The sequence below is a fragment of the Ruminococcus sp. RTP21484sp1_RTP21281st1_A8_RTP21281_210402 genome, from assembly GCF_040914025.1.
GTDB classification, from domain to species: domain Bacteria; phylum Bacillota; class Clostridia; order Lachnospirales; family Lachnospiraceae; genus Blautia_A; species Blautia_A faecis.
In genome coordinates, this window is sequence record NZ_JBCPGE010000003.1 from 97,885 (window position 1) to 110,902 (window position 13,018).

At 45.9% G+C, this 13,018-nt stretch carries 9 protein-coding genes and 2 pseudogenes; 8 read left to right on the forward strand and 3 right to left on the reverse strand.

The features are described from left to right. Positions 1-3,802, forward strand: a 3,802-nt coding sequence (locus AB5170_RS02250) for an FctA domain-containing protein (RefSeq protein WP_368361395.1), incomplete at its 5' end; no start/stop codon positions are given. A 118-nt stretch (positions 3,803-3,920) separates the two neighbouring features. Here the strand turns inward: AB5170_RS02250 and AB5170_RS02255 are convergent. Further along, complete coding sequence (locus tag AB5170_RS02255) at positions 3,921-4,097, reverse strand: DUF6783 domain-containing protein (RefSeq protein ID WP_325064558.1); 177 nt, start codon at positions 4,095-4,097, stop codon at positions 3,921-3,923. On the opposite strand from AB5170_RS02255, the pseudogene AB5170_RS02260 reads away from it, so the two are divergent. From AB5170_RS02260 to AB5170_RS02290, 7 genes and pseudogenes are all read left to right on the forward strand, one after another. Beyond that, positions 4,014-4,199 (forward strand): annotated as a pseudogene (locus AB5170_RS02260) (DUF6783 domain-containing protein); the annotation flags it as partial. The gene AB5170_RS02255 and the pseudogene AB5170_RS02260 sit on opposite strands and share 84 nt — an antisense overlap. Before the next feature lie 70 nt (positions 4,200-4,269). Beyond that, positions 4,270-7,194: an insulinase family protein gene (locus tag AB5170_RS02265; protein WP_173719040.1), complete on the forward strand. Its 2,925-nt coding sequence runs from the start codon at positions 4,270-4,272 to the stop codon at positions 7,192-7,194. 31 nt (positions 7,195-7,225) lie between these two features. Then, entirely contained in the window at positions 7,226-8,134 is a 909-nt protein-coding gene (gene era / locus AB5170_RS02270; RefSeq protein WP_118578648.1) for a GTPase Era, read from the forward strand. A gap of 2 nt (positions 8,135-8,136) precedes the next feature. Next, positions 8,137-8,904, forward strand: coding sequence for a DNA repair protein RecO (gene recO, locus AB5170_RS02275; protein WP_148462329.1), 768 nt, complete (start codon positions 8,137-8,139; stop codon positions 8,902-8,904). A 209-nt stretch (positions 8,905-9,113) separates the two neighbouring features. Further along, entirely contained in the window at positions 9,114-10,508 is a 1,395-nt protein-coding gene (locus tag AB5170_RS02280) for a glycine--tRNA ligase (RefSeq protein ID WP_173719039.1), read from the forward strand. Positions 10,509-10,688: 180 nt separating this feature from the next. Then, positions 10,689-11,732, forward strand: coding sequence for an acyltransferase (locus AB5170_RS02285; protein WP_173716885.1), 1,044 nt, complete (start codon positions 10,689-10,691; stop codon positions 11,730-11,732). Next, positions 11,716-11,808, forward strand: a complete 93-nt coding sequence (locus AB5170_RS02290; protein WP_368365039.1) for a DUF6783 domain-containing protein — start codon at positions 11,716-11,718, stop codon at positions 11,806-11,808. The genes AB5170_RS02285 and AB5170_RS02290 overlap by 17 nt, the downstream gene beginning before the upstream one ends. Positions 11,809-11,920: 112 nt before the next feature. On the opposite strand, the pseudogene AB5170_RS02295 reads toward AB5170_RS02290, so the two are convergent. After that, positions 11,921-12,003: pseudogene (locus tag AB5170_RS02295) on the reverse strand (DUF6783 domain-containing protein); the annotation flags it as partial. Positions 12,004-12,031: 28 nt separating this feature from the next. Beyond that, positions 12,032-12,910 (reverse strand): aldose 1-epimerase family protein, encoded by an 879-nt coding sequence (locus AB5170_RS02300; protein WP_148462326.1) that lies wholly within the window; start codon positions 12,908-12,910, stop codon positions 12,032-12,034. Between the last annotated feature and the right edge of the window lie 108 nt (positions 12,911-13,018).

The following is a 13,018-nucleotide window of genomic DNA, read 5'->3' on the forward strand; positions in this document are numbered from 1 at the left end:
TGGAACCGTGAAGATCAGCGGAACCAAGACCTGGGATGACAACAGCAACCAGGACGGTCTGAGACCTGAGAAAGTGGAGCTGAAGCTCTACAGGACTGTCGGAAACGGAAAAGAAGAGCCGGTAGAGAAAGAGGCAACCTGGACAAATACAGCCGGTGATATCTGGAGCTACAGCTTCGGAAACCTTCCGGAGTATGAGAACCAGCAGAAGATCACGTACCGTGTGGCAGAAACCCCGGTAAAAGATTATGAGACTTCCTACGATGCAAGTAACAAGAACAACATCACAAATACCCATAAACCGGGAACTGTAGATATCGAAGGAACCAAGACCTGGAATGACAATGGCAATGCAGACATCAGACCAGAAACTATTACCATTAACCTTTATGCAAATGGCAAATTGGTTGCTTCCAAGACCGTATCAAAGGCAGACGATTGGAAATGGAAATTTGCAGATCAGCCGAAATACGAAAAAGGAAAGGAAATTGAATACACCATAACAGAGGATAAAGTAGACGGATATATCACTACAAAAGGAATTGGCGATTATGATGTAATCAATACACCGACCACAGTAATTGTTGATAAAGTCGATGACAAAGGCAACCCAGTTAAAGATGCGCAACTTCAGATTACTGTAAAAGATAGTAATGGAAATGCAGTAGCAAGCTGGAAGACAGATGAAACCAGTTATGATATTATTGGGAAGCTGATTGCAGGAAACACTTATATACTGGAGGAAATCAACGTTCCGACAGGTTATGTTGCAGCAGATCCAATTACCTTTAAAGTAGAAGCTGATGGAACTATTACAGTGGACAACGAAACAATAGTTGGCAATAAACTGACTCTGGTAGATGCTAAACTTCATTTCAATGTCAACAAAGTAGAACTTGGAAGTGGTAAAGAGGTAGAAGGTGCTCATCTTGTAGTAATTGATAAGGAAACAGGTAAGACTGTAGATGAGTGGGTTTCTGAAAAAGGTAAAACTCACGACTTTGGTCCTAAACTTGAAGCTGGAAAGAGCTATATTCTTAGAGAAACAGTAGCTCCTGCTGGTTATAAGTATGCAACAGATATTGAGTTTACTGTTAAAAAAGATGGAACTATTGAAACCAATGCAAAAACTACAACAGATACAGATGGTAACAAGGTATACCTGGTAGAAGATGACACCACCAAGGTAACCATCACCAAAGTAGACGCCCTTGGCAATCAGCTTTCAGGCGTAGTACTCGAAATCCAGGACAAGGACGGCGTGGTAATCGATAGTTGGACAACTTCAACTAAGGACAACCCACGCGTAATCACTGGCAAACTGATCCTCGGCGAAACCTACAAGTTAGTCGAGAAATCCGCTCCAGCTGGTTATACCCTGGCAGATCCTGTTGAGTTTACTGTAAGTGAGAATGACATCGACAACAAAGTTGAGATGAAGAACACCTACTCCGCATCCGGAAGTCTGAACCTGACAGCTAAGAAGACTCTGACAACCACAGAGACACCACTTACAGAAGGTCAGTTTACATTCGAACTTCGCGACAAAGATGGCACTGTTCTTCAGACCAAGACCAACGATGCTGACGGAAACGTAACCTTTGACGAAATCAAGTACAGCCTTGTAAAAGACAACACAGATAAGAAAGTAGATGATACCGGCGAATACCAGTACACCGTAAATGAGGTGAAAGGTGACGCAGCAGGTTACACCTACGACGACACCATCTACACCATCAACGCAACCGTAACAGATGCAGGCAACGGTACCTTAACCGTAACCCCAGTCATCCATTCCTCCAAGGCAACCTCTGAGGATGCCACTGTAACAGGTATGGAATTTACCAACACCTACACCACATCTGGTCAGATCGCTCTTGGTGCAACCAAGACTCTGGAAGGCCAGACACTGGAAGCAGAGCAGTTCAGCTTCCAGGCAACAGAAATGGATGCAGATGGAAAGGCAGTAGAAAATGGTTACAACGAAACTGTGAAGAATGCTGACGGCGGCACCATCACATTCCCAATCATCACATACAAGGAATCCGGAACCCATTATTACCAGATCACCGAAGTAAAAGATGAGAAACCGGCATACCAGTATGATGAAAGCAAATACGTTGTAAAAGTAGACGTAACAGACGACAATGCAGGCAAGTTAACAGCGAAAGTTACTTCTGTCACAAAGAACGGCGAACCTGTAAAGAGTGAAGACCTCACTGGAGCAGTTACCTTCACGAATACCTACAGCGCTTCCGCTGACCTTGAACTGAAAGCCCAGAAGTCCATGAAGGTAGAAGCTGAGCAGCTTGGAACCTTCGAATTCGAACTGAAAGATGCAGATGGCAAGGTAATTGAGACAGTTAAGAACGACGAGAAAGGTGCGATCAGCTTCAGCAAGCTTTCCTATACAGAGAAAGATGCTGGCAAGACCTTTACCTACACCGTAAACGAAAAGCTCCCATCAGAGGCAGACACCTACGTATACGACAAAACTGTTTATACAGTAACTGTAAATGTAGAAGACAACCGTGACGGAACTCTGAAGCTTACCACCAAGGTAAATGGAGAAGATTACACTGAGACAGCCATGAAATTTGTCAACGATACTACCAAGGTTACCATTTCCAAGGTAGACGACACCACCCTGAAAGCTCTTGCAGGAGCAAAACTTCAGGTAGTAGATGACCAGGATAAGGTTGTGGAAGAGTGGACCTCAGATGGTACACCACATGTGATCACAGCGAAACTTGTTCTTGGCAAGACCTACAAACTGGTTGAGGCAGAAGCACCATCAGGATATGAGATCGCAGAGCCGATCACCTTCACTGTTGATGCAGATGACACCAAAAATGCAGTTGAGATGAAGGATGCCATGACAAAGGGCAAGACTGCTGCTATTGAGATCACCAAGGAACTGAAGCTGAACGATGCACTTGCAGGCGCTAAGGATATGACCTTCTACGCAGCACTTTTCGCAGATGCAGAATGCACAATTCCTGCTTCTGATGTAAAAGCACTTGAGTTTAAGAATGCATCTTCTTCCACAGTTACCTTTACCAATCTGGATCTTGGAAGAACCTACTATGTAAGTGAGACAGATGTAACCGGAAAAGCAATTGATTCAGGCATGACGCCGGATGAAAAGGTTTATGTACCGGTTTATCCACAGGGACAGGCAATCACCGTAACTGAGGATGGCGCAAAGAGCAGCATCACATTCGAGAACCAGTTCAGCGAATGGCCGGATGGATTCTACAAGATCGCGACTCTGAATGTAACCAAGAAGCTTCTTGGTGCAGATGGAAATGCCCTGGAAAGTGATGAGATTTTCTATGCAGGTATCTTTGATGACAAAGAGTGCACAACTCTTTCCACAAGAACAGAGAAGAATATCCTGACACTTGATCTTGCAGGCGGCTCCACAGTATCTGAGAGTACACAGGCAGTTGTAATACCGGATGAATCCTTTACGCTCTATGTTGCAGAGACAGATGCAGAAGGAAATCTGGTAGGTGGTACAGACGGATTCAGATATGCAGTAACTGTTGAAAATGGAAATGTACTGTTTGATGAAAATAATCTCAATGCAGAGGTAACCATCATTAACCAGAAACAACCGGAAGCAACACCTACTGTAACTCCTGAGGAGACCATAACTCCTACACCAACCCCAGGCACCTCCACAGGTGTTAAGACAGGTGATGACACACCAATCGGCTTCTATATGGCATTGTTCTTTGTTGCAGCTCTCGCAATCGAAGAAACAACCAGAAGACGCCGCAAAAAAGAACAGGATTAACAATCACAATTAAATAATCAGAACCGCCCCTGCAGGAAGAATCCTACCAGATTCGCCCGCAGGGGCGGTTCTTTTTAAAAGAATTTTGTTGTAGTAAGATACTTTTTTGTGTGTTATACTAATGCAAGAAGTTGAAGAGGCTAGAGCGTATTTGAAAAAGGCTTTCTGCAAGATGTGCGTCACAGTTTGTGGGAGATTTCGCTCGGATAAGGGCGCCGTAGCGGGCTACGGCAACCGAATTCGGGTGAAATCTCCCGCAAAGTGGGGCGTGCAGATTGCGGGAATGATTTTTCAAACACGCTCTAAGAGACCGCCTGTTGTAACTGATGAAGATGCTCCAGAATTATCAGCTGCATTGTATAAAGCTTTTAAGTGCAGTGTAATTCGGCATAATTGAAGAAATGAATTAAATACATCCCAATATCGGCTGTTTAAACAAACTGATTGGGCACTATTTGGAGGAAAAAATGAAAAAAGAGAATATTCCTGCATATGAGATTGTGAAGCAAGAGAATCTGACCGATATCCATTCTGTCGGCTATCTGCTCCGCCACAAAAAAACAGGAGCCAGACTGGTCCTGGTTGAGAATGATGACGAGAATAAGGTATTTTCCATTGCATTTCGTACCACACCGAAGAACAGTACCGGTGTTCCCCACATTCTGGAGCACAGTGTTTTGTGCGGATCCCGTGAATTTCCGCTGAAGGATCCTTTCGTAGAGTTGGTAAAAGGCTCACTGAATACCTTCCTGAATGCCATGACCTACCCGGATAAGACCTGTTATCCGGTAGCCAGCTGTAATGACCAGGATTTCCAGAATCTGATGCACGTTTATCTGGATGCGGTTTTTTACCCGAACATTTATCAGAAGGAGGAGATTTTCCGCCAGGAGGGCTGGAATTACCATCTGGAGCAGAAGGAAGGTCCTCTTACCTATAATGGTGTTGTATATAATGAGATGAAGGGAGCATTTTCTTCCCCTGACGAGGTGCTGGACAGAGAGATTATGAATAATCTTTTCCCGGACAATACCTACGGCGTGGAATCCGGCGGCAATCCGGAGAATATTCCGGAGCTTTCCTATGAAGAGTTTCTGGATTTCCACCGCACCTACTATCATCCGTCCAACAGCTATATTTACCTTTACGGAAATATGGACATGGAAGAGAAGTTGCGATTTATTGATGAGAAATATCTGTCCGCATTTGAGGCTTTGGACGTTGATTCCAGTATTAAGGAGCAGGCAGCTTTTTCCCAGGTGAAAGACCTGCAGATCGAGTATCCCATTGCGGAGAACGAGGAAGAAGAGGATAACACCTATCTCTCCTATAACATGGTTGTAGGAAATGCCATGGACAGTACCCTGGGTGTGGCATTTGATGTGTTGGATTATGCACTTTTAAGTGCGCCGGGAGCACCGCTGAAGCAGGCTCTTCTGGACGCCGGAATCGGTAAGGATATTTATGGCGATTACAGCGACGGTGTTTTGCAGCCGTATTTCTCCGTGATTGCAAAAGGTGCCAGAGCTGCCCGGAAGGAGGAATTTGTTTCCATTATCCGAAATTGCCTTCAGGACATTGTGAAAAATGGAATTGATAAGAAGGCGGTTCTTTCCGGAATCAATTACATGGAGTTCCGTTACCGCGAAGCAGATTTTGGACAGTTTCCAAAAGGTCTGATGTATGGACTGGATATTATGGGAAGCTGGCTTTATGATGATGAGAATGCTTTTTCCCAGGTAAAGCTTCTGGAGATTTATGATCAGCTGAAAATTGCAGTAAATGAAGGCTATTTCGAGAATCTGATCCAGAAATGGCTTCTGGACAATACACATGGTGCGATCCTGACTCTTGTGCCGAAGCGCGGTCTTGCAGCCCAGCGTGAGAAAGAGCTGGCAGACAGGCTGGAAGCATACAGAAGCAGCCTTTCCGATGAACAGCTGGAAGAAATGGTAAGAAAGACAAAAGCCCTTGAGGCTTACCAGGAGTCTGAGGAGAGACCGGAGGATCTGGAGTGCATTCCTATGTTGAAGCGTTCCGATATCCGCAAAGAAGTGAATGGTTTTTCCAACGAAGAGCTTCAGGTGGAGAACAGTCTGTTCCTGTATCAGGATGTGTGCACCAATGGAATCGGTTATGTAAATATTATGTTCGAGATTAAGGATATGGCTGTTGAGAAGGTGCATTATCTTGGACTTTTGAAGTCTGTTCTCGGATATGTGGATACAAAGAATTACACTTACGGTCAGCTGTTTAATGAGACCAATGCCAGAACCGGCGGTATCCAGTGCGGCATAGATGTTTTTGACAAGGCGAACGACCCGGAAGCATTCCGTACCATGTTTACCATCCGTGGCAAAGCACTGTATTCCCAGATGGATTTCCTGTTCCAGATGATGGAAGAAATCCTGAATACTTCTAAGCTTTCAGATACCAGACGTCTTGGTGAGATTATCGGGGAGATCAGGTCCAGAGGACAGGCTTCCCTGATTGGCGCAGGCCATCAGACAGCAGTACTCCGCAGCGCTGCCTACGGTTCTCCAATGGCAGAATATCAGGATGAGATGGCAGGCGTTGGCTATTACAAATTTATCGAAGACCTTGAGAAGAATTTTCAGGAGAAAAAGGACGAGATCGTAGCCGGACTTCAGAATGCCATGGCAGAGATCATCCGAAAGGATTCCTTCATGGTAAGCTATACCGGAGAAAGAGAGTCTGTGGAACAGGTGAAGGCCTTAAGCGGTGCCCTGAAGGAGAGTCTGCCGGAGAGTACCTGTGAGGTTCCGGAAACTGCCATTATCTGCAGGAAAAAGAACGAGGGCTTTAAGACCTCCGGACAGGTTCAGTATGTGGCAAGAACCGGTAACTTTGTAAAAAAAGGCTTTACCTATACCGGTGCCCTGGAAATTCTGAAGGTTGCTTTAAGCTATGATTATCTGTGGATCAATCTTCGTGTAAAGGGCGGCGCATATGGCTGTATGAGCGGCTTTAAGAGAAGCGGGGAGAGTTATTTCGTTTCTTACAGAGACCCCCATCTTCGCAGAACTCTTGAAGTATATGAGGGTGTGCCGGAATATGTGCGTACCTTTGCAGCGGATGAACGTGAAATGACCAAATACATTATCGGTACCATCAGCGGAAAGGATGTTCCAAGAACACCGCAGACACAGGGTGCCCTTGGCAGAATGGCTTATTTCCGAGGTCTCACTGTGGAGATGCTGCAAAAAGAGCGTGACCAGATCCTGAATGCTACGGTAGAGGATATCCATGCACTGGCTCCGCTGATCCAGGCAGTTCTCTCCGATGACCAGCTCTGTGTGGTTGGAAGCGAGAATGCAATCGAGAAGGCGAAGGATGTATTTATGGAGACCAAGCCGCTGGTAAGCTGTTGATAAAAGTTAAGAAAGATGAGGATATATTTTAATGACACCAGATTTTAAATCCGGATTTGTTGCAATTATTGGCCGCCCGAACGTTGGGAAATCTACCCTGATGAACCATCTGATCGGCCAGAAGATCGCGATCACATCCAAGAAGCCCCAGACCACCAGAAACCGCATCCAGACGGTCTATACCTGTGAGAAGGGACAGATCGTTTTTCTGGATACGCCTGGTATCCATAAGGCGAAGAATAAGCTTGGAGAGTATATGGTAGCCGTTGCAGAGCGTACCCTGAAAGAGGTGGATGCAATTATGTGGCTGGTTGAGCCGTCTACCTTCATTGGAGCCGGTGAGCGCCACATTGCAGAGCAGCTCCAGGGCGTTGGCGTGCCGGTCATTTTGATCATTAATAAGATCGATACAGTGAAAAAAGAGGAGATCCTTCCGGCAATCGATACGTACCGCAAGATCTGTGATTTTGCAGAGATTATCCCTTGCTCTGCACTCCGCGGACAGAACACAGAGGATATTATTGACAGTATTTTGAAATATCTGCCTTATGGACCCATGTTCTATGATGAGGATACTGTAACGGACCAGCCCCAGCGCCAGATTGTGGCAGAGGTGATCCGTGAGAAGGCGCTCCACGCACTGGATGCTGAGATTCCACACGGAATCGCAGTGGCAATTGACAAAATGAAGGAGCGTCCGGGCAAAAATCCTATGGTGGATATTGAGGCGACCATTATTTGTGAGAGGGATTCCCACAAGGGCATTATCATTGGAAAAGGCGGCGCCATGCTGAAGAAGATCGGCAGCAACGCTAGATTTGAGCTGGAACGTATGCTGGACTCCAAGGTAAACCTGAAGCTTTGGGTAAAGGTGAAAAAAGACTGGCGTGACAGTGATTTTATGATCAAAAACTTTGGATATGATAAGAAGGAAATCTGAATATGAGTGATCTGATCACGGTACAGGGAATTGTACTTTCTGCGCAGCCTGTGGGAGAGTATGACAAGCGGATCGTGCTTCTTACCAGGGAGAGGGGGAAGATTTCCGCTTTCGCCAAGGGCGCCAGACGGCAGAACAGTCCGTTTATGGCAGCTGCCAATCCTTTTGTGTTCGGGAATTTCACCCTGTATGAAGGGCGCAGCAGCTACAATCTGAACCAGGTGACCGTGACCCATCATTTTGTGGAGCTGGCCGCCAGACAGCCGGGAGTTTATTATGGCTATTACTTTCTGGAGTTGGCAGATTATTTCGGAAGAGAGGGCACAGATGAGAAGAATATGATGAATCTTCTTTATCTCACTGTGAAGGCTCTCCTGAATCCGGAAATTGATGACCGGCTGGTAAGGTGCATTTTTGAGCTGCGAACTATGACGGAGCAGGGGCTGATGCCAGAGCTTTTCCGGTGTGTGAACTGTGGGGAGGAGATCGCCGGAAAAGAGAATCTGTTCTTTTCCCAGGAGGCACATGGGATCCTGGATGGGGACTGCCTGAAGAAAGCAAGCCCCGGAGAAGCCAGAACCGCCCGCCGGATTTCCCCGGCAGCACTTTATACCATGCAGTACATTGTAAGCTCGCCCATGACGAAGCTATACAGCTTTACAGTGACCGATGAGGTGCTGTGGGAGCTGGAACGGCATATTCAGCCTTATGTGGCAGGGAATACGGATAAGAAATTTAAGAGTTTGCAGATATTAGAAGTTATGATGTAAGTGGATTGGATGTTGCACATAACAGGAAAGCTGATTAACGTGCTTTGCTCTATACTTCGATAGCAGCACATGATTTGCTGTTCAAAAGTGCGGAAATTGTGTTTTTGCGGCAGAATGTACGGAATTGAGTACGCGGTATAACTTTACAAAAAGAAAAGTTGCGAGTATAATATTAGAAAATCATCTATCAAACAATGAGGAGAGATATCATGGAAAAAACAATGGACAAGATTATTGCTCTGGCAAAAGCAAGAGGATTTGTTTACCCGGGTTCTGAGATCTATGGAGGTCTTGCGAATACATGGGATTACGGCAACCTTGGCGTAGAGCTTAAGAATAACGTAAAGCGCGCATGGTGGCAGAAATTCATTCAGGAGTCTCCGTACAACGTAGGTGTTGACTGTGCCATCCTGATGAACCCGCAGACCTGGGTCGCATCCGGACATCTGGGAAGCTTCTCTGATCCGCTTATGGATTGTAAAGAGTGCCATGAGCGTTTCCGCGCAGACAAGATCATCGAGGACTACAGCCAGGAGCACGGCATTGAGCTTGAGAGCTCTGTAGACGGATGGTCTCAGGAAGAGATGAAGAATTTCATCGAAGAGCATAATGTTCCATGTCCTTCCTGTGGCAAACACAATTTCACAGATATCCGTCAGTTCAACCTGATGTTCAAGACCTTCCAGGGCGTAACTGAGGATGCTAAGAATACTGTATATTTAAGACCTGAGACAGCACAGGGTATTTTTGTAAACTTCAAGAACGTACAGAGAACATCCCGTAAGAAGATTCCATTTGGTATCGGTCAGATCGGTAAATCCTTCCGTAACGAGATCACACCTGGTAACTTCACATTCCGTACCCGTGAGTTCGAGCAGATGGAGCTTGAGTTCTTCTGCGAGCCGGACACAGACCTTGAGTGGTTTGCATACTGGAAGAGCTTCTGCCTGAACTGGCTGCATTCTCTTGGACTGAAGGATGAGGAAGTACGTTACCGTGACCATGACAAGGAAGAGCTGAGCTTCTACAGCAAGGCTACTACAGACGTTGAGTTCCTTTTCCCGTTTGGATGGGGCGAGCTTTGGGGAATCGCAGATAGAACAGACTACGACCTTACCCAGCACCAGAATGTATCCGGACAGGATCTTACTTACTTCGATGATGAGAAGAAGCAGAAATATATCCCATATGTAATCGAGCCGTCACTTGGTGCTGACCGTGTGGTTCTTGCATTCCTTTGCAGTGCATATGATGAGGAGGTTCTGGATGCAGAGAAGAACGACGTTCGTACAGTCCTTCACTTCCATCCGGCACTTGCACCGGTTAAGATCGGTGTGCTTCCGCTTTCCAAGAAGCTGAACGAGGGCGCTGAGAAAATCTACGCTCAGTTATCAAAGAAATACAACTGCGAATTTGATGATCGTGGAAACATCGGTAAACGTTACAGAAGACAGGACGAGATCGGTACTCCGTTCTGCGTAACCTACGATTTCGATTCCGAAACTGACGGAATGGTAACTGTCCGTGACCGTGATTCCATGGAGCAGGTTCGTATTAAGATTGATGAGCTGGATGCTTACTTCGCAGATAAATTTACATTCTGATTTATGTGACAGGCAGTTCAGAATCCTCATATAACAGGAATCTGAAAATGCCGCAGCAGCGTGTGGAAACCGCGTGGAGTGTATATAAAGTAATAAAAGGGCTGACTTTCTGAAATCAGATGGTTGGTCCTTTTGCTGTCCGTATTTGCCCGGAACAGCAGTTATTGGAGTTACGAGGAAATGAAAAAAAGACGTTGGACGTGTATTGATATTTTGAAATGCCTGGCTGCTATTGCAGTGGTTGAGATCCACAAGCCTCTGGAAATACAGGGGGGAGATGAATTCCTGATCCTGTGCCGTTTTGCAGTGCCTGTGTTTTTTATGATCACCGGATTCTTTTACCCGGAAACAGTGGCGAAGAAACGGGAACTGAAGCAGTTTGGCAAAATTTTCACCATTACCATTGGCGCAAATCTGTTTTACCTGCTATGGGAAATCCTTCTGGCAGTTGAGAAAAGAGAAAATATAAAAGAAGCACTGCTTGCAAGGTTTGAGGAAAGAGTTCCGGAGGATTTTATTTTGTGGAATTTTTCCCCGCTTTCACCGCACCTGTGGTATCTGCAGGCACTTCTCTATGTGCTTGTAATTGCTTTTATTGTAGAACATCTGGGACTGAGAAAGCTGGCTTATCTGGCGATTCCGGTGCTGTTGGCGGGAAGTCTCATAAAGGGAAGCTATTCCCTGTTTTTTGTGGGAAAAGAAGACTGTCATATTTATTATGCAAGGAACTTTCTGTACTGCGGACTTCCCTTTTTCTGGCTGGGCTGCTGGTTTGGATCCAGAAAGGAGGCTCTTCTTAGCTTTCTGGACAGGAAGAAAATGGGATTTTTGCTGTGTGGACTTCCTGTTTTCTGGAATATGGCTGTTATGGAGCAGAAGTGGCTGGAAAAGCGAAATGCCCTGGGAAGCCAGGAAGAGTATGCCGGAACCATTTTTCTGGCAATCTGCATCTTTCTTCTTTTTGTTGGCTGGCAGAATTTTTATGTGGAGAATTCTCTTACCAGAGCATTGGCAAAAGTGGGAAAAGACTATTCCATGCTTATCTATGTTCTTCACTACGCGGTCCTGCAGGCCTTGTCCAGATGCTTTAAAGGCAGAAGGAGCCTGCTTGCAAAGGGATACCATCAGTATGGGATGATGTTTGTGTTTGCGGTTACTGTGGTGATGGTGGCAGTTTACGCTAATGCTAGAGCCTGTTTGAAAAATCATTCTCGCAAATTGTGACGAACATCTTGCAGAAAGCCTTTTTCAGACACAATCTGGGGAAAAACTGAGGATGCCTTATGAAACTGAAAAGTGAGTGAATAAAATATCGGTACACTTCCAGAAGCGCGGAAGTGTACCGATATTTTTTTGCTCTGCTTAGAATGTGTCTGAAAAATCATTCCCACAATCTGCACGCCTCGCTTTGCAGTATATTTTGCCCAAATTCGGTTGCGTAGCCCGCTGCGGCGCCCTCATCCGGGCATGATCTCCCACAAATTGTGACGAACATCTTGCAGAAAGCCCTTTTCAAACACGATTTAGAATATTTCAATAGTATATGCCGTTTCAAACATCTCATCCATTTTCAGTTGATTGATAAATGGTTTCTCCGACAGATCTCCTGTGAATCCGCAATCATCGCAGCGTCCCATCCATGGCTCCAGGCAGACAAATGGGGCATCCTGGGAAGCTGACCAGATCCCGAAATTGGGGAATCCCACACAGCGCAGCTCCAGATAAGGAGTGCCGTCTGGCAGCTGGATGCCGGCCCTTGTGATCTGATTGTCAAATACCAGTGCATCGTGGTCAAACATGTGATCCTCAATCTGGCAGGTGCTATTTTCCAGCTTCAGAGTGGCCTTTTCCTCAGCCTTGGCCGTGCCGCTCTCCGGATCAAGAAGAAGGTATGTAAGGCTTTCCTGTCCGTCAAAGGTAAGACGGTAATCACTTCTTCTGGTATCCGGCAGAACCGGTACACGAAATGCCGGATGTCCGCCGATGGCGAAATACATATCCGTGTCACTGTTATTTGCTACCTTCCAGCTGACTGTAAGGGTGCGCCCCTTCAGAATATGACGGATGCGGAGCACGAAATCAAAAGGATAAACCTCTTTGGTCTCTTCTGTAGAACGAATCTGGTGGGTTACGGAATCCAGTGTGGAATCAATACATGTGAAATCTGTGTCACGGGCAAAGCCATGCTGCTTGGAAGCATATTCCTTATCACCGATCCGGTAATGATTTCCATAATGCTTTCCTACATTTGGAAAAAGAACCGGCGCATGACGTCCCCAGAACCTGGGATCTCCCTGCCAGATCACCTCACGGTCTTTCTCTTTGTCATAAATGCTGACCAGCTCAGCCCCATGGTCGTCAATGGCCACTTTCAGAAAGTCATTTTCCAAAACTCTTTTCATGATGTAAAACCTCCATGTGTGATGTTATATGTGGAGCGCGAATTCTGCCTGCAGAGCTCCACAGAGCGCGTTTTCTCCATTATATCACTATATCTGTAAATTTCACCA